Below are 17,219 nucleotides of genomic sequence, written 5' to 3'. Positions count from 1 at the left end.
TCTCAGCCTTTGCAGGCCGGCTCACTCGATGAGCACAATCTGGTCGCAGGCCTTTGACAGGAACTCCGTGTCGTGGCTGACGACCGCCACCGTCTTCCCGCGAGACGCCTCCTCGCGTAAGATGAGCGCGAGGCGTTCCATGTTCCGGAAATCCAGACCGCTCGTGGGCTCGTCGAGGAGAAGCGCCTGCGCGCCCGACTCCGACGCAATGGCGCAGACACACCTCTGCTTCTGCCCTCCCGAGAGCGATGTGGGATGGCGGTCGGCGACATCTCCCAGGCCAAACCTCTCCAAGACCGCTTCGAGACGAAGTTCGTCGACGTCGGAAGGAGACGGGGCCGCGGATGCCAACTCGTCGCGCACGCTCGGGCGAAAGAGCTGGTAGTCGGGGTCCTGCATGACCAGAAACACATGCTCGGGCCTTCTCTTGGGAGGGACCACCGAGCCTTGGAACCGGACATGCCCGAGCTCTTCTTTCTTGATCCCCGCCAGGCACTTGAGCAGGGTTGACTTGCCCGCCCCGTTTCGCCCGACCATACCGACGACCCTCCCGGGGTCGAACGAGACGGTAGTCCCATCGAGGACCGGTACGCCCTTCTCATACCCCGCATAGATCCCCCTCGCCTCGACGGCGGGAAAGGCGGAGACGGGACGGGAAAGGCGCTGCATCAGGTCGGCGAGCTTCGGCGGCTCGGAGGACCTGAGCCCGCAAGACTCTCGCTCGGAGTCGGGCAGCCCCAGGAATTGCTGCGCGTCCCATTCGGCGGCGACGGAACCGTCTTCGAAGAGCAGGTACCGGTCGGCGACGCCTGCGAGGTAGGAGAGCCTGTGCTCGGCGATGATCACGGCAGACCCGCTCGACTTGGCTTTCGAGATGAAGGAGGCGAGCTTCTCCATGGAGGGAGGATCCAGATTGCTCGACGGCTCGTCGAGGACGTAGACGCTCGGCCTGCAGGCCCATGCGCTCGCGAACGCCACCGATTGCATCTGGCCCCCGGAGAGCTCGAAGATGCCCCTGCCCATGAGCCTTTCCATGCCGAGCTCGCGCACGACGCCACGCATCCGTCTGTGCATCTCCTCCCTGGGAACGCCGAGGTTCTCCATGCCGAACGCGATTTCGCCGGTTGTGTCGAGGTTGAAGAACTGGGTGCGGGGGTTCTGGAAAACGCTGCCTGTCAAGGACGAGAGCTCCCAATCCTCCAGGTCGTCGATGTCCCTGCCTGCTACAAGGACCTTCCCCGTCCGGCTGCCCTCGTAGAACCCTCCCGCCAGCCCGTTGACGATCCGGGTCGCGGTGGTCTTCCCGCAGCCGGACTCCCCGCAGAGAACGACGCATTCGCCCGGCGCGACGGCGAAGCTCGCGTCGTCGATCGCCGGAGCGTCGAATCCCGCATACGTGAAGGAGACGTTTCTGAGCTCGACGGCGTTTTTCGTCACAGCAGCCCTCCGATCCCCTGGCTGGCCTTTGCGACCACAAGAAGCAGGCAGCAGACGACAAGAATCGAGAGAGGGAGGAAGTCGGCCCATCCAAACCGGGGCGCGTTGTAGGAGGTCTTCCTCCCGGGCCGGTCGATGCCGCGCGCGACCGCTGCGGCGGCGAGTTCGTCCGCGCTCTTGGCGCAGCGCAGCATCACAGGCACGATCGCGGATTCGAACATCAGCGCCGGCTTCGAAACGAGATTCTTAAGCGAAAGGGCGAGCCCCCTCACCCTCATCGCGTCCGCTACGGCAGAAGACTCCTCCTTGAGCGTCGGAAAGAACCGCACCGCTATCACCAGCGGAACGACAACCGCCTTCGGCAGCCTCATCCCGTAGAGGGCGGCCGTGAGGTCGCCAATCTTGGTGGTGGCCGCGAAGACCGCCGCGAACAGGCAGATGGGCATGCAGGTGCGGCAAGCCAGGGCGAACGAGCCGAGGGCTCCGGCGGCGTTCGGCGGAAGCATCGTCGTGACCCAGAAGATACCCATGAGAAAGAGGTAGGCGAAAGAGAAAGACGCTGCCATCCTTCCGCGCCCGATTGCGAAGGAGAGGAGGACGACGACGGCAAAGAGAACCGAGCCCAGAACGTAATCCTTCACGATGGCCCCGGTCGCTATGAGCACGACGAGCATGGCCACCTTCGTTCTGACGTCGATGTCCTCCGCGAGTGTTTTCCGTGTTCTTCTTCGCAAAACCAGAGAGCCTTTCTTGTGTCGCTAAAATTGACAAAAAGATGTTAACCTTGGTTAATTTGAATCAGGTTGCACCTGGAGGGAAAAGCCTGAGCGCGAAAGAATTGCGTCCGAACGCGAATAAAAGGATCGGAAGATGGACGACAAGGAAACGATGTTCTCCCACGCCGCCCAAGCCGCGGCGGAGACCTTTGCGGCCTCGCTTGAGCCCATCGGCCTCGTCTTGGCAGATGGATGGAACGGCGAGGGGTCCCTCTTCGAAGGCGACGGGCGCAGATGCGAGGGGTGGTACTGGGCATGGCAGGCGCGGCAGTTCTTCTCCGTCGTCTGCTGCGATTTCACTTTGAAAGAACGCCTGCCCTTCTGCTTCGATTCTGGCGGGTATTTTGCAGTCCGCCGCGAAAGGCATGGCCTCATGCCGCGATCAAGCGTTTCCGCCTTTCTGGAAGCAAAGCCCAAGACAAGCTCGGTCCTTCTACCAAAAGGAGCGAGATTCTCCTACACAGAGATCGAGTATTACGACGAATACTGCCGAAGCGTCTTCGGGGAAAGAATCGACAAGGCGCTGAAACCGCTGGCGACCAGTCTGAAGGGTCTGAGGAGCCAGGCTTCCTGGGATCCGGAAATAGCAGAGATGCTTGACGAGATAGCTCCAAGGGAGATCCCGGGGTCGGAAGCGGGCCTCCTATATTCCGGAATCGCGAACTTGGTGATGGCAAGGCTGCTCAGGATGGGAGAGAGCCTGTGTGGGGGAGTGGCCGAGCAGGACCGCCTTTCGATCGCGAGAGCCGTATCGTACATCGAGAGCAACCTAGGCGGTGCGATCGGGCAGAAGGACCTGCTCGAGGCAGCGAACATGGGGTCAACCAAGTTCAAGAAGACATTTAAGCAGGTGACGGGCTTGACGGTGACCGAGTTCGTCTCCTCGGAAAGAATCGAGCTGGCGAAAAGACTGCTCACCGACCATGATATGAGCATAGACGAAGTGGCGCATCGTTGCGGATACGCACGAGCAACAAGCTTCTCCACCCTCTTCACGAAATCGGTCGGCATATCTCCACGCAAGTGGAGATCGATCGCGAAGGTCGCCTTCGATGACGACCCTGAATCGAAAGTTCTGGACATTCTCGCAAGCGGACGATCCTGCGTCAGCGAGCTAGGATCTCATTCTTAGCCATCTTAGTTGCCCTGCCTCCCGGCAGGCGCGCAATTCCTTTAGTCGATTCGTCTCGAGGTGCGCTTTTTGCTCATCTTGTGGCCCAGAGTTATGATACTCCTAAAAGTGTAACCAGATTCGAGTTTTAGGAGCAGCTCTTGAAGTGCAGCAGGCTCAGGAACCGTGGCAGGTACCTCGAGGAGGCAATGCTCTTCCGTGACACCGACCTCATCAAGGTGATTACGGGCGTGCGCAGGTGTGGCAAGTCGAGCCTTCTCGACCTTATCAGGATAACCATCGAGTCCGAGGGGGTCGCTGGCCGCGGTTTTGTGAGCGTCAACCTGGAAAGCAAGGGTGCGGGCATCAAGACGGAAGACCAGCTTTACGATCGCATTCGCGGGTGCCTGTCGGACAAGGGGCGCACCTACGTCTTCATAGACGAGCCCCAGAGAATCGATGGCTGGCAGGATGCGGTCAATGCGATGAGGGTCGACTTCGATTGCGACATCTACCTCACGGGCTCGAACGCGTATCTTCTCTCGAGCGAGCTGGCCACCTATCTGTCCGGGCGCTACGTAGAGGTAAAGATGCTGCCCCTGTCCTTCTCCGAGTTCGCTGACTTCTGCGGGATCGAGTTTGCATCGGGAAGGTCGGTGGCTCTCACCCCTGAGGGGGACCCCGTTCTCTTTGACGATATGCTTACTCGTTACCTTGAGTACGGGGGCATGCCGGCCATTGCATCCCTATCGACGACCCAGGCGCAGCACTCGGCGTACATGTCCGGAGTCTACGAGGCTATCGCCGTGCGCGATATCGTCAACCGCGAGCGCGGGAAGGGCAAAAGCGCGGTGACCGACCCTTCTCTGCTGCGCTATGTGGCCGAATTCCTGGCGGACAACATCGGCAACGAGTGCTCGTCGAACCGAATCGCCGGCGCGTTAACTTCTGCGGGGTCGAAGACCACGAACAAGACCGTTTCCTCGTACGTGGGTGCGCTCGAGGAGGCCTTCCTGTTCTATCGTGCCACGCGTTACGATCTGCACGGCAAGGCGCTCCTCAAGACGAATCCGAAGGAGTACATCGTCGACACCGGCTTCAGGACCTGGATGGCCGGCTATAGGGTCACGGATACTGGGCGCCTGTTCGAGAACGCCGTGTATCTCCAGCTGCTCTACGAAGGGTGGAGCGTGCACGTGGGCAAGCTCTATGGCAAGGAAGTTGACTTCGTCGCGACGAAGGACGGGCGCGTGCTCTACGTGCAGGTGACTGACGAGATGTTCGCAAGCGAGACCAGGGAACGCGAGATCGCCCCTCTGAAGTCGATACGAGACAACCACGAGAAGATTGTGGTCGTGAGGCAGGGTTCCTACGACACGGACATCGATGGCATTCGCATCGTGGGCGCGAGGGACTTTTTCCTCTAGGGCCATGAAATTCATCGCGAAGCAATCAGGTCAAGTCGGGAACAATGTCTGACATCGTGTGGCGATAGCATCGTGCGCGCGATGTCAGTTTTGGCTTCAAGATGGGTAAAACCGCACGGCGCACTGGCTGCCACGTCGGTCACGGATGAACTCATGAGATAGCCACCTGGCACGATTCCTCCTTGCGATCAATAGTTGAAACTTATGACCTGCGGTTTTGCGAACGGCTCGAAAGTCACCCTCGTTAATTCACTTACGATTGCAGCTGGCGGCTTGCAAGCTAAAGGTCGGCTGAGTTTCAAAACGGGCATTTTCGGCGCTATCGAGCCTCCAAAGGCGGCCAATCGCGGCCTTTGGGACAAAAACAAAAACTCAACGTCCTGAGTTTGAAAATAGTTTTTGAAGTTGTCCCAGCTTTTGTCCCCGAGGCCGACGAAACGCGACATGGCGTTACCTGGCGGCACTCGGTTCGAGACGGCACCGAAAACTGGGCGCAACTGGAATGATGGGACGGCAGAACTGAAGCCATCGAGTGGGAATAAGCCGATAGGGTTCTGACCTGCACTTTTGAGTGCCGCACTGTGCCGCTGAGTTTCGTTTCGTACGAGAGTCACGGCAAAGCCGCCAGCGACATTGGTGAGTAAATTCGATAATCTGGCCTCCGTTCCCGCGTTGGGACGGAGGCTTTTTCTTTGCCGTTTTACTCCCTTTCACCTGCGATTTCGCCATTTACTTCCCGTGTTTCAAGATGGAAGCGTTTGATTGCGAGGCACGCCGGTGTGAGGGCCTGAGTCGTCAGGCCCTCACAGGGGGACCGCGATGGTGGCCACCGCGCCGCCCGAGGGGCTGTTGGCGAGCGAGACGGAGCCCCCGTGGGCGCTCGCGGCCTCGGAGGCGGCGTGGAGGCCGAGCCCGTAGTGGCGGCCTCCGTCGCGCGAGGAGCGGGAGGAGTCGTCTGTGAAGAGGCGCTCGCAGCCGCGTTCGAGGGCGGCGGGAGAGAAGCCCGGTCCGTCGTCGGCCACCTCGATGACGAGGTGCCCGCCCGCGACGTCGCAGGAGACCGCCACGCGCGAGCGCGCGTGCTCGGCGGCGTTGGCCACGAGGTTCGCGGCGGCTCGCGCCAGGGCGGTTCGGTCGAGCGGGGCCTCGGGCGCGCCCGCGACAGCAGGGCCCGTGGCCGCGTCGAGCGTCACGCCTCGCGCCCGGGCGATCTGGGCGGCCTCGGCGAGGACCTGCTCGCAGAGCTCGGCCGGCCGCATGGGGGCCCTCTCAGCCCCGCCGGACCCGCGCGAGGCCTCGATGAGCAGGCGCACGTAGCCGTCGAGCCTTTCGACACTGCCGGCTATGTCGCGCGCGGCGGCCGCGAGGTCGGCGTCTTTCTCGTCTTCCGGCTCCTCCGCCACGAAGTCGGCGTTGGCGCGCAGCACGGTGAGCGGCGTCTTGAGGTCGTGGGCGAGCGACGCCACCTGCTCGCGCTGCCCCCGCTCCGCGGCCCAGCGGGCCTCGAGCGACTCGGCGAGGGAGGTCCGCATGGCGTCCATCGCGGCGAGGACGTCGTTCACCTCGCGCACGTTGGTGCTGCCGACCGCGAAGTCGAGCTCCCCCGCGCCGACGCGCCCCGCCGCCTCCGCGAGCGGCGCCATCTTGCGCGAGATCACGCGGCTCGCGCGGCGCGCCACGAGCGCGAGCGCGAGCGCGCTTCCCGCAGCGGCGCCGACGAGCATGAGGTTCTGCGGGTTGGGAAGCAGGCCGGCGAGGTCGCGCGAGACCCACTGCGGCAGGTACTCGCTGACGAGTGCGCAGGCCCCGCCGCCCTTGAGCGGGAACGCGGCGTAGGTGAGGCCCGAGCCCCCGCCCTCGATCTCCACTGTGCCCGGATCCGCGGCGAGTGCCGCACGGGCCATTTCCGTCGCGCCCTCGAGCCGCGTGCCCTCGAGGTCTGTCATCAGCACGTGTCCGTCCTTGTTCAGGATGAGGTAGCGGTACGCCGTCGGCACGTCCTGCTGCCCGCAGACGCCGTCGCGTGCCAGGCCCTCCGCGACCTCGCGCGCATTGGCCGGCCCCCAGCTTGCCTCGTAGACGAAGCCCGCGTTGATCGCCGCGGAGAGCGCCATGAACGAGGCGAGCCACGCCGTGGCGACCGCCGCGAACGCATAGGCGAAGTAGCGCGCGATGACGAAGCAGAGCGGCATGCCCCCGCGACCTCGCGCCCCGGTCCTCAGAGCTGCCACTTGTACCCCATCCCCCAGACGGTCGCGATCGGATCGGCGCCGGCCTCGGAGAGTTTCCTCCGGGCGCGGCTGACCTGCATGGATATGGCCGCGTCGTCGGCGTCGCTCTCCCAGCCGAGCACCGCCTCGCGGATCTGCGCGCGGCTCATGACCTGCCCGGGGTGGCGGGCGAGGTACTCGCAGATGGCGTACTCGGTGGGCGTGAGCGGTACGGCCTCGCCGCCCACGGCGAGGCCGCGCGCCCCGAGGTCGATCCGCACCTCCCCGAAGGAGAGGGCGTGCGAGCGCGGCCGGCGCTCACGGCGTAGATGGGCCGCGACCTTGGCGCGCAGCTCCGCGGCCCCGAAGGGCTTGCGGACGTAGTCGTCGGCGCCCAGGCCGTAGCCGGCCACGGCGTCCTCCTCGGCCACGCGCGCGGTCAGGAATATGATGGGCCCGTCGAAGTCCGGGCGGATCTGCCGCACGAGCTCGAAGCCGTCGAGCCCCGGCATCATGACGTCGCAGAGCACGAGGTCGAAGCGCGAGAGGTCCATCCCCGGGACCGCCGTCGGGTCCGCTGCCTTGACGACCTCATGGCCGTCGCGGCCGAGGACGCGCGCGAGCGCGTCGAGGATGGCCCGCTCATCATCCACTGCCAGTATCCTAGCCATGTTCGACCTCCTGAAACTTCCGTTGCATTGTACTTGCGCCGCACTCAGCGGTCCAGAGCCCCGCGCGCAGCCGAGGGCGCCCACATGGTGATCTCAGGGTTGGGCAGCACGCGGTCGGCGATCGAGCGCAGCGCCGACCCCCAGCCGGCGTCGAGCAGGGCATTCCCGCCCAGGACGAGCGCTGCGGAGAGGAGGGCGAGCACGGCGGCGAGCGGCTTCCTACGCATCTGCCCTCCCGTCCTCGAAGTGGCAGAACCAGGCGATAAGGACGGCGGCGGCTGCCAGGGTGAGCACGAGGCCAGCGAGCGCAGTCGTGAGGAGAGGGCCCGCCGCGCGTGCGGCGTCGATGAAGGCCTCCACCCCGAGCGACCCTAGGCGCGCGGGCCAGGCGAGCGGCACCCAGCTCAGGGGCGTCGCCAGGGCACCGGTGAGCTCGCCGGTCATGAGGCCGTGCGCAAGTCCGCCCACTGAGAAGAACGCGAGGAGCATCCCCGCCGCGCCGGCGCCGATGGCGGCGTTGCGGCCGAGGCGCAGGGCCACGCCGAGCCCCAGCGCGTAGAGGGGCAGGCTGCCCAGCACGATGCCCGCCCAGGCGGCCGCAAGCGGAGCGGGCCCGAGCGGCAGGCGCCCGGCGACGGCGAGCACGGCCCCGAACACGCCGAGCGCCACGGCCAGCGCGCCCGCGCCGAGCGCCGCAAGGGCGAGTAGCTTCGCCGCGACGGCACGCCCGCGCGAGGGGACCGCCGTGAGGTTGGCGAGGCGCCCGGCAGCGCGCTCCTCGTCCACGGCGAGCCCGCAGACGATGGCGGACATGAGCGGCATGAGGGCGCCGAGGAACTGGGCGTAGGCGTCCGCGCCCAGCGCCGGGTCCCATCGGGTTATGGAGAAGTACTCGCCGCAGGCAAGACCGGCTGCCAGGCCGCAGACGAGGTGCACCACTGCGAGCGGGGAGCGCGCCAGGCGCAGGGCCTCGGAGAGCAGGGCCCGCGGGAGAGTCATGCGTGGCGTCGGGTCGGAGAGTCGTGTCACGGCCATCACCTCTCCTCGGAGCGCGCGAACCAGGCCGCGCCCGCCGCCGTGAGCGCGGCGAACGCGAGCGCGCAGACCGCAAGGCCCGCCAGCGTGAGCATGCCGTCCGCCGTGAGCGCCCCGCCGAGCGCCATGTCCGCCGCGAGTGGCTCGCCGCTCGGCAGCACGGGGATGAAGCTCGTGGGGATGACCATGCTCGCCGACGGCGGAAAGAGCTGCGGCAGCGGCACCAGCGACCAGGCGAACCCACCCACGAGCTGCGCGGCGAGCGGGCAGAAGATGCCCGCGAGCATGCCGAGCCGCGCCGTGAGGAAGAGCCCTGCGGGGATCATCCACGCCGCGGTCACCGTGTTGGCGAGCGCGCAGAGGAGCATCGTGAGCGTGCCCGCGGCCGTGAGGCCCTGCGAGGAGAACGCCGATCCCGCGAGGTAGACGCCGAAGACCACGAGGTTCGAGAGCGTGCAGAGCGCGAGGCACCAGAGCGCCTTGGCCCACCAGGCGCGCCTAAGCGGGAAGCCCAGGCCCAGAAGCCCCCGCATCCGCGTGCGCGCGTCCGCCCGCGCGACGCACGCCACCACGAGCGAGAGAGACACGGGCAGGAAGAGCGCGTACCAGTAGTTCCACGCGCTGAAGATCTGCACGCCCCGGTAGGGCATCGCGCCGAGCAGCGGCATCGGCAGCGCCATGAGCACGGCCAGGCGAACCGGTGCCGCGTGGCGCGACTTCAGGGCCTCGGCGCGCAGGCACGCGAGCAGGCCGCCTTTCTCGCCCGTCATGCCGCCACCTCCCCGCGTGCTCGTCGCCCTTCCCGGCAGAAGCTCATGAAGAGTTCCTCGAGGTCCTGCCCGGGCCGAAGCGCATCCTCGTAGGCGAGGCGCCCCCCGCAGATGATGCCGATGGTGTCCGCCATCTGCTGCACCTCGGGGAGGATGTGGCTCGAGACGATCACCGTCGTGCCCGCCGCCGCGAAGCCGCGGATCTGGTCGCGCAGCTCCTCGATGCCGATGGGGTCGAGGCCGTTGGTGGGCTCGTCGAGCACGAGCAGGCGTGGCCGGGCGATCAGCGCCAGCGCGAGCCCCAGGCGCTGCCGCATGCCCATCGAGAAGCGCCCGGCGCGCTTCTTCCCGGTGTCCGCGAGGCCCACGGCGGCGAGCACCTCATCTACGCGGCTCTCGGGAAGGCCCAGCAGCGTGGTGCGCACGCGCAGGTTCTCGCGCGCGGTGAGGTTGGGGTAGAGCGGCGCCTCCTCGATGAGGCTGCCGATTGCGTAGAGGTCCTCGCGGCGCCAGGCGTGCCCGGCAAAGAGGATCTCCCCGGCCGTCGGCCGCAGCATCCCGCAGATCATCTTGAGCGTTGTCGACTTGCCGGCGCCGTTGGGGCCGAGCAGCCCGTACACCTCGCCCTCGCGGATATGAAGGCTCACGTCGGCCACGGCGTCCTGCGCCTGGTCGCCGCGGCCGAAGCGCTTGGTGAGCCCGCGCGTCTCGAGCATGTAACCCATGGGTTCGTCCTTTCTCTTCCGGGCGCGCGGGCCGAGTCGCCGTGCCCGCGCGCCTTGCCTTTCGGGTTCACCATCCATGGTGGGGCGCGTTTCTAACGAAGCCGTAACGGCCGTTGGGCTCTTTTGGCGCCAGCCCTTCTCGACCCGCACGCCTCTCATGGTATTTTTCGTGATAATAAGGACGGAGGTGCCCGTGGCACGCAATAAGTACCCGGAGGAGGCGGTCGAGAAGATCAGGGGTGACGGCCCAGCGAGTGTTATTTTGCGAGCTAGGCGCATCGAAAGCGACCTTTCGTGGTATAAACTACTTGCCGGAAGCCGCGGCTTTCAGAGTACGGCTTACGTGTACGTTTAACCTCCGTGGGCGACGGGGTGCCGAAAGGCGTAGAATATCGCCCACCTGTAGGGGCCTGCAGCGATGCGGGCCCCGCTTCGTATGAAGGGGGCGCAACCGATGAAGATCGTATCCATCTCCCAGGACTTCTTCGACCTCGTCGATGGCGACCGCGAGCTCATGCTTAAGCACAATCGTCCCTGCATCGTGGTGGTGAAGCTGCGTTTCCGCGGGAAGCGCAGGGACTTTGCCGTGCCGCTGCGTTCCAACATCGCCCCTAACGTGCCCAAAGACCAGTACTTTGCGTTGCCACCCCGCCCCACGACGCGCCCCGGCTGCCGCCACGGCATCCACTACATCAAGATGTTTCCCATAACCAAGTCCTACCAGCGCCGCTTCAGGACCGAGGGCTCGGCCTACTACGAGACGCTCCAGCGCATCATCGACGGCAACACCAAGCGCATTGTCTCCGAGTGCCAGGCATACCTCGACCGCTACGAGCGCGAGGGAAGGCCTCGCTTTGCCGTCGACATCGACCGCATCGTGGGGCTGCTGGAAGGCGAGAAGTAGGGCACCTCGGCTCAGTCTCGAGCCATGCGGAGTCGCTCCGCATTTTTGAACGCCGCGTGTGCGTCCCAAATACTTGAGAAACAAGCTGTGAAGTGCGGTGGCGCGCCCGTGCATAGCCGTCACCATCAGCGTCTACGCGGCGTCGGCTTCAAGTGGAACTGACGCCGCTGCTGTATATGGTTTGCCTTGCTGCGAATGGCGATCAATGCCCGCGATGCTTCTGCTTGCGCTTCAGTTTCCTCTGCTCGTAGCGCGCATCAGCCTCTTCCACGTGGCGTCGGCTTCTTGCATGAGCTGACTCCTGCTTCATCGCTTCTTTCTGTGCCGCGAGCGCCTGCTGCGCCTTGGTGCTCATCGCCGGCTGCTTAAGTGCTTTCGCCGCCTCGCGAGCGCGTCGCTTGGGGTTCTTTGCGGGCTTGCTCGCCTCGGTCGAATCGTGATCGAAGAACGAGAGCTTCGCCCATTTGTTGACGACGAATCGCAGGATCTCCTCAGTGGACGGTTCTGCGCCGAAGACGATGCGGGCGACGCCGTATCTGCCGTCCTCGACATGCTCCGCCAGCCCGACCCAAAATTGGCCGTCGTGATATGACGATGAGCAGCAAGTCGCTGATAGCCGCCCTGCGAAGCTAGTTGCCTTGTTCGCAGTCGGGCCGCAGGCCGCACCTACGCTCGAGCTCTGCCATGAGGGCATCGTTGTCGGTCACCGAGACGATGGCGTCGCCGTCGTAGGGCGCCTTGATATAGACGCGGTCGAGCGAGTTGGCCGTCCCCGCCCAGAGCGTCCTGGTGCGCCGGACGCCCCGCACGTGGGCGTAGGGTATCACCGAACGCATCCCAGCGTACACGACGACGAGGCGGTCGCCGTAGAGCTCGAGGCGGTTGCTGCGGACGGGAAGGGCGGCCAGGGCCACGAGGGCCGGGACGGGCAGCAGCGCGAGCCAGCCCCATAGGAGCGCGGGACTCGAGCTCAGGAAACACGCGATACACGCCGCGGATAAACCGCCCGCCACAATCACCATGGCCGCTATGAACCACGGGTCTGTCCTGCCGGGAAACACCCGCTCCGGCCGCTCGCTCCTCTCACCCATTACGGCCTCCCTCCCGACGCCCTCCCTGGCGGAGCGTGGGGCCGGAGAGTGCCTTGAACCCGTCGCCGACCATCTCGCTCCCCGTTCCGTGGGCCATCTGTAGTGGTGTGTACCCCCGACTGTTCGACGGATGTCGTACTATTAGACCTTTTTCGAACTTTTTTAAGACGTGCACGGCAAGATCGAGCAGATTGTCCGCGCGAGAGGCTTCCCGCCGCAGCGCCCGGTCTCGGGTTCGATGCATCGACGTCCGTCTCAGGTAGTGTCTCCGCTGCGCGGCATTGCAGGGGGCAAAGTCGAGATGCCATGGGGCGCGCCGAGGCTTTGCCCGCGGGGCGAAGATTCTAGGGGTCCGACGTGGCCCGGAGGGGAGACGGACGTGTAAGCGCTTATGACCGAGGAGCTGGCCGAGTGCCTGCCGCCGCTGTACGCGACCGAGGGAGGGGCGCTCGCCCTCGACCTCGCAAGCCCGGAAGGCGAGGGCTACCTTGACCTCTGGTGCTCGCTCACCATCAACCTCTCGGGCGGCCCCTTCGCCTCCACGTGGCTCATTCACGCTTGTGCCCGGCATCATGGACATGGGCGTCGCTAAGTCGCCCACTGTGGCGCAAGCCCCTGTCGGCTCAACGTTCGACGAGATAAACCGCATGTTCTCAAAGCTCGGCTTTATCGATTACAATTCACGCCTCGCGCAAGGGCCGTTCTACTCCCCAAACCTAATCTGCCTGTCGCACGTCTCGAGGCGACGGGGCGGCGCCTTCTCGCGTGAGTCGATTCCCGTTTTACTGATGCGTCCCAACATGCCCTTACGCATGTTGGGACGCCGCTTTCGAAACTTCAAAACCATTCGATTTCCGAAACTGAGTGGGAATAAGTTATCGGTACGCTTTTTTATAAAATGTAAAAAAGCACCCCCATAACTGATGAAATGGACGCTGAGAAAAAGGGGTGCATCTTGCGTATATACCGACGTGAAGATCTACCTCTATCTTGCATCGCGCGGGTACGAGCTTTCTGTGGGCCGTATTGGGAAGCTCGAGTGTGACTTCATCGCTCGTAGGCGCAATGCTTACGCCTATATCCAGGTCTCTATGTCGATTGCCGACAGAGGCGTCGAGGAGCGCGAGTACAGGCCGCTCGGCCACATCAGGGATGGGTATCCGCGCTACTTGTTCACGCTTGATCCTCTATTGCAGGAGAGGGATGGCGTCAGGCACCTTAACATGGCGTCGTTTATGCAAGATGGCGGTGATCTTATTTGAGCGGCGGCCAGATTCTTTTGCTCCCTAGTGCGCAAACAGTGCGGGCATCAAATGGGGACCATTGCCTCACGTAGAATCGATAGATTGAAAACTTGTTTTGATGTTGACAGGCTTTTGACCAGTGGCTCCTATTACTAAGTGGGAGTAGCTGAAACGAGGCGACTGCATAGCTCCATCTGTTTTGGTTACAACAAAATGTGTGCCGCGCGCCTGCGGCATGAAGGGGGGAGATTTCTATGAATATCGTTGTATTGAGTGGTAGCCCGCGCAAGGGCGCCAATACCGACACCATGGTCGAGGCCTTTGCCGAGACTGCGCGTGAGGACGGCAATACGGTCGAGGTCGTCCGCGTTGCCAGTAAGAAAATCTCTGGCTGCCTGGGGTGTCAGTATTGCTTTACCCATGAGGGCACTTGCGTGCAGAAGGATGACATGGCCAACGTGATCGAGTCGCTGAAAGGCGCCGATATGGTTGTCTTCGCTTCGCCTATCTACTGGTTTGATATCACTGCGCAGGAGAAGGCCGCCATCGACCGCCTGTACGCCTTCGGTGCTACGGGCTTCCCGTTCACCAAGACGGCCCTTTTGCTCGATAGCCATAGCGAGGGCGTCTATGATGCGGCGATCGCTATGTATAAGTCAACCTGCGCGTACTGCAAGTGGGAGGATCAGGGCATTGTCACCATCAGCGGTATGACCGAGCGCGACAGCATGGTATCGTCGCCCAAGTTGAAAGAGGTGCGAGAGCTCGCTCGCAAGCTCGCCTAAGGACAAGAGGGGCGCATGGCAATCAGCACTAGCGGAAATGCTTGCTGCCCTTACCAGGAGGAATGCTGATTGCCATGCAACGATGCTCCCGCGGACAATTCCGGTGTGCTAAAACGCCTTCTCGTTCAAGAATTCTCTGAACGCGGGGATGTCGAAGCCGACGAGGCCACGCCCACGTTCCCCGATAACGCCGTCCTCGAGGAGGCGGCGTTTGTATTGGCTTGCGTAGTTGCTGGCGACGCCCATGCGTTTGGCTATCTCCGAGATCCTGCTGGGGCCAGAATCGGGCAGCATCGCGAGCAAAAACTCAATGTCTTTATCGGAAAGCTCTCGATAGGTCGTTTCGAGAGAAGCCCGATGCCATGCTTCTCGAGTTGCCTGAAGATGCCATTCATGCACGTGCGCCAGTTGCCCTGGGCTTCTTGAACATATGTCCAATCGATGCCCACTGGACCAATTTGAACGCCGTTCATGCGCGCGTGAGACTGTGAAAGGTAGCTATCTGCCGCTTCTTTGGTTCGCTCGATAATATCTTCGAGCATGCCTGGCATGGCGGAGCCATTTGCTGTACTCCATGGTGGCTCCTTTGCAAGTTTTGCTAATTTTTGCAACTTTTGCTAACTTTTGCGAGTTTTGCTAACGGCTTAGGACGGTGCGGGAAGCCCCCGTATCGTCGACATTTCCGAGGATGACCTCCGCAACGAGCGGGGCCCGGGGCGCGATATTGCTGCGCTCCGGGCCCCGCTGCTTTGTAAAACTATGGCGGTTCTGCCGTCGTCCTAGTCAAACAGGCTCGGCATGTCGTTTTCCTTCATGAGGGCACCGGCTGAGGGGAGGCTCTGCGCGGTGAACTTCTCGGCCGAGACGCCGGTGCCAAGGATTTCCTCGGTCGTGCCGACGGTGGTGACCGAGCGGCCCTTCTTGGCGGTAAAGGCCTGGACACCCTGCGTGTTGGTGGTCGTCTTGGTCTTGAGCAGCGACGTGTTGAAGTTCATCAAACGATAGTCGCTCGAGACCAGCGCGATGTCGCGATCTGTGTTGAGCACCTGGGCATACAGCAGCTTGCTGCCACCGTAGATGGCGTTCTTGAGGCGTTTGCGGTTGGTCTTGGTGACGTATCCAGAAAGCGCGACGCGCACCACGCGGCCGTTCTCAAAGACAAACAGCACGTCGGCCTTGTAGTCCTCGGGGTCGATGACCCAGATGACGCTCTCGTCGGGTTCCATCTCAAGATCGGTCGGCAGGTACGAGCCCAGCTGGGCCGACTTGGTGTCCTCAAACGCCGCAACCTTGCACTTGTACACCTGGCTCTTGTTGGTAAAGACCAGCAGCTCGTGGGTGTTGGAAGACGGGAACTCGATAAAGGGCTTGTCGCCGTCCTTGTATTTGAGCGTGGCAGCCTTTTTGAGCACGCGGTCCGTCATCTTCTTAAGGTAGCCATCGCGTGAGAGCATGATGGTGACCGGGTACTCCTCGACCTCGGGCTCCAGGCTTACCTCGATGACCTCATGGGGCTCGATCCTGCCCGTGCGGCGCGGCATCATGTACTTCTTGTTGACCGCGGCCAGCTCGTCGCTGATGACCTTCTTGATGTTGTCTTCGCTCGAGAGAATCTCCTCAAGCTCGGCAATCTCACCCTCGAGCTTAGCGATGTCCTTGGTGCGGTTGAGGATGTACTCCTCGTTGATGTTACGGAGCTTGAGCTCAGCAACAAACTCGGCCTGGGTCTCGTCGATGTCGAAGCCGCGCATGAGGTTGGGCACGACCTCGGCCTCGAGCTTGGTGCCGCGGATGATGGCGATGGCCTTGTCGATGTCGAGCAGAATCGCCTCGAGGCCGTGCAGCAGGTGCAGGCGCTCGGACTTTTTGCCCAGGTCAAAGTTAATGCGGCGACGCGTGGACTCAATACGCCACTTGACCCACTCGTGCAGGATCTGGCGCACGCCCATAACACGGGGATAGCCGTCGACGAGCACGTTGAAGTTGCACGAGAACGAGTCTTGCAGCGTGGTCGAGCGATAGAGCTTGGCCATGAGCTTGTCGGGGTCAACACCGCGCTTAAGGTCGATGGCGATGCGCAGACCCGACAGGTCGGTCTCGTCACGGATGTCAGCGATCTCCTTGACCTTGCCCTCTTTGGAAAGCTTGACGATGCGCTCGATGATGACATCGGTCTTGGTGGTGTAGGGGATCTCGTAGACCTCGATGATGCGCTCTTCGGGAATCCAACGCCAGCGGGAGCGGATCTGGAAGCTGCCAAGGCCGGTCTCGATGATCTTCTCCATCTCCTCGCGACGGTAGATGATCTCGCCGCCGGTCGAAAAATCGGGCATGGGCATGTACTCGAGCAGGTCGCAGTCGGGATCCTTGAGGTAGTGCATCGTGGCGGTGCAGACCTCGTTGAGGTTGAAGCCGCAGATGTCCGACGCCATGGCGACGCCGATGCCCTTATTGGCCGAGACAAGGATGTTGGGGAATGTGGTGGGCAACAGACGCGGCTCCTTCATGGCGCCGTCGTAGCTGTCGACGAAGTCGACCGGGTCCTTGTCGATGTCCTTGAAGATCTCGGCGCTGATGGGGGAGAGCTTGGCCTCGGTGTAACGCGAGGCGGCGTAGCTCAGGTCGCCCGAATAGTACTTGCCAAAGTTGCCCTTCGACTCAACGAACGGCGCGAGCAGCGCCTCGTTGCCGGTGGCCAGGCGCACCATCGTCTCGTAGATCGCGGCATCGCCATGCGGATTGAGCTTCATGGTCTGGCCCACGATGTTGGCGCTCTTCTGGCGTTCGCCCTTGAGCAGACCCATCTTGTACATGGTGTAGAGCAGCTTGCGATGCGAGGGCTTAAAGCCGTCAATCTCGGGGAATGCACGCGAGACGTTGACGCTCATAGCGTAGGGCATGTAGTTGACCTCGAGCGTCTGCGTGATCGGCTGATCGGTGACCTCGGAGTGCAGGCCGATGACGTTCTCGGCGTTGACCTGCTTTTTCTTTGGCTGGTTCTTCGTCTTCTTCTTTGCCACGATTTCCTCTTGA

General features: G+C 63.1%; 17 protein-coding genes. 5 read left to right on the top strand and 12 right to left on the bottom strand.

Going from position 1 to position 17,219, the window contains the following annotated elements:
- Nucleotides 1-21 precede the first annotated feature (21 nt).
- Both GPK39_RS07905 and GPK39_RS07900 read right to left on the bottom strand, forming a co-directional pair.
- On the bottom strand, nt 22-1,437 hold the full coding sequence (locus GPK39_RS07905; RefSeq protein WP_338404408.1) for an ABC transporter ATP-binding protein: 1,416 nt from the start codon (nt 1,435-1,437) through the stop codon (nt 22-24).
- Nucleotides 1,434-2,111 carry an energy-coupling factor transporter transmembrane component T gene (locus GPK39_RS07900; RefSeq protein WP_215674853.1) on the bottom strand — a complete coding sequence of 226 codons (678 nt, stop codon included), beginning with the start codon at nt 2,109-2,111 and terminating at the stop codon, nt 1,434-1,436. The genes GPK39_RS07905 and GPK39_RS07900 overlap by 4 nt, the downstream gene beginning before the upstream one ends.
- 196 nt (nt 2,112-2,307) lie before the next feature.
- Between GPK39_RS07900 and GPK39_RS07895 the strand changes: the two genes are divergently transcribed.
- Both GPK39_RS07895 and GPK39_RS07890 read left to right on the top strand, forming a co-directional pair.
- Complete coding sequence (locus tag GPK39_RS07895) at nt 2,308-3,345, top strand: helix-turn-helix domain-containing protein (RefSeq protein WP_215674851.1); 1,038 nt, start codon at nt 2,308-2,310, stop codon at nt 3,343-3,345.
- Nucleotides 3,346-3,533: 188 nt separating this feature from the next.
- Complete coding sequence (locus GPK39_RS07890; protein WP_195361435.1) at nt 3,534-4,751, top strand: ATP-binding protein; 1,218 nt, start codon at nt 3,534-3,536, stop codon at nt 4,749-4,751.
- Nucleotides 4,752-5,554: 803 nt separating this feature from the next.
- Here the strand turns inward: GPK39_RS07890 and GPK39_RS07885 are convergent.
- Genes GPK39_RS07885 through GPK39_RS07860 form a run of 6 tightly spaced genes read right to left on the bottom strand, consistent with a single transcriptional unit; the run spans nt 5,555 to nt 10,162 of the window.
- A complete protein-coding gene (locus GPK39_RS07885; protein WP_215674848.1) occupies nt 5,555-6,943 on the bottom strand; it encodes a sensor histidine kinase in 1,389 nt (462 codons plus the stop codon).
- A gap of 26 nt (nt 6,944-6,969) precedes the next feature.
- Nucleotides 6,970-7,632 (bottom strand): response regulator transcription factor, encoded by a 663-nt coding sequence (locus GPK39_RS07880; protein WP_195448542.1) that lies wholly within the window; start codon nt 7,630-7,632, stop codon nt 6,970-6,972.
- A 44-nt stretch (nt 7,633-7,676) separates the two neighbouring features.
- Nucleotides 7,677-7,859 carry a hypothetical protein gene (locus tag GPK39_RS07875; protein WP_215674846.1) on the bottom strand — a complete coding sequence of 61 codons (183 nt, stop codon included), beginning with the start codon at nt 7,857-7,859 and terminating at the stop codon, nt 7,677-7,679.
- Nucleotides 7,852-8,667: an ABC-2 family transporter permease gene (locus GPK39_RS07870; RefSeq protein ID WP_215674844.1), complete on the bottom strand. Its 816-nt coding sequence runs from the start codon at nt 8,665-8,667 to the stop codon at nt 7,852-7,854. Before GPK39_RS07870 ends, GPK39_RS07875 begins: the two co-directional genes overlap by 8 nt.
- Complete coding sequence (locus GPK39_RS07865; RefSeq protein WP_215674842.1) at nt 8,667-9,437, bottom strand: ABC-2 family transporter permease; 771 nt, start codon at nt 9,435-9,437, stop codon at nt 8,667-8,669. Before GPK39_RS07865 ends, GPK39_RS07870 begins: the two co-directional genes overlap by 1 nt.
- Nucleotides 9,434-10,162 carry a lantibiotic protection ABC transporter ATP-binding protein gene (locus tag GPK39_RS07860; RefSeq protein WP_215674840.1) on the bottom strand — a complete coding sequence of 243 codons (729 nt, stop codon included), beginning with the start codon at nt 10,160-10,162 and terminating at the stop codon, nt 9,434-9,436. Before GPK39_RS07860 ends, GPK39_RS07865 begins: the two co-directional genes overlap by 4 nt.
- A 454-nt stretch (nt 10,163-10,616) precedes the next feature.
- Between GPK39_RS07860 and GPK39_RS07855 the strand changes: the two genes are divergently transcribed.
- A complete protein-coding gene (locus GPK39_RS07855; RefSeq protein ID WP_215674838.1) occupies nt 10,617-11,066 on the top strand; it encodes a hypothetical protein in 450 nt (149 codons plus the stop codon).
- A 202-nt stretch (nt 11,067-11,268) separates the two neighbouring features.
- Here GPK39_RS07855 and GPK39_RS07850 read toward each other — a convergent pair whose 3' ends face one another.
- Together GPK39_RS07850 and GPK39_RS09765 are read right to left on the bottom strand one after the other, a co-directional pair.
- A complete protein-coding gene (locus GPK39_RS07850) occupies nt 11,269-11,760 on the bottom strand; it encodes a YjdF family protein (RefSeq protein WP_215674836.1) in 492 nt (163 codons plus the stop codon).
- Nucleotides 11,696-12,079 (bottom strand): PH domain-containing protein, encoded by a 384-nt coding sequence (locus GPK39_RS09765; RefSeq protein ID WP_215674834.1) that lies wholly within the window; start codon nt 12,077-12,079, stop codon nt 11,696-11,698. Before GPK39_RS09765 ends, GPK39_RS07850 begins: the two co-directional genes overlap by 65 nt.
- 469 nt (nt 12,080-12,548) lie before the next feature.
- On the opposite strand from GPK39_RS09765, the gene GPK39_RS07840 reads away from it, so the two are divergent.
- Both GPK39_RS07840 and GPK39_RS07835 read left to right on the top strand, forming a co-directional pair.
- Nucleotides 12,549-12,749 (top strand): hypothetical protein, encoded by a 201-nt coding sequence (locus GPK39_RS07840; RefSeq protein ID WP_215674832.1) that lies wholly within the window; start codon nt 12,549-12,551, stop codon nt 12,747-12,749.
- Nucleotides 12,750-13,655: 906 nt separating this feature from the next.
- Entirely contained in the window at nt 13,656-14,186 is a 531-nt protein-coding gene (locus GPK39_RS07835) for a flavodoxin family protein (RefSeq protein WP_215674830.1), read from the top strand.
- Nucleotides 14,187-14,294: 108 nt separating this feature from the next.
- Here the strand turns inward: GPK39_RS07835 and GPK39_RS07830 are convergent, their stop codons facing one another.
- Both GPK39_RS07830 and GPK39_RS07825 read right to left on the bottom strand, forming a co-directional pair.
- Nucleotides 14,295-14,585, bottom strand: a complete 291-nt coding sequence (locus GPK39_RS07830) for a hypothetical protein (RefSeq protein WP_147330594.1) — start codon at nt 14,583-14,585, stop codon at nt 14,295-14,297.
- A 380-nt stretch (nt 14,586-14,965) separates the two neighbouring features.
- Entirely contained in the window at nt 14,966-17,206 is a 2,241-nt protein-coding gene (locus GPK39_RS07825; RefSeq protein ID WP_215674829.1) for a DNA gyrase subunit A, read from the bottom strand.
- Between the last annotated feature and the right edge of the window lie 13 nt (nt 17,207-17,219).

This window comes from Collinsella aerofaciens, assembly GCF_018785245.1.
In the GTDB taxonomy this organism is placed as follows: domain Bacteria; phylum Actinomycetota; class Coriobacteriia; order Coriobacteriales; family Coriobacteriaceae; genus Collinsella; species Collinsella aerofaciens_AD.
This window is presented reverse-complemented; position numbering and strand designations above follow the sequence as displayed.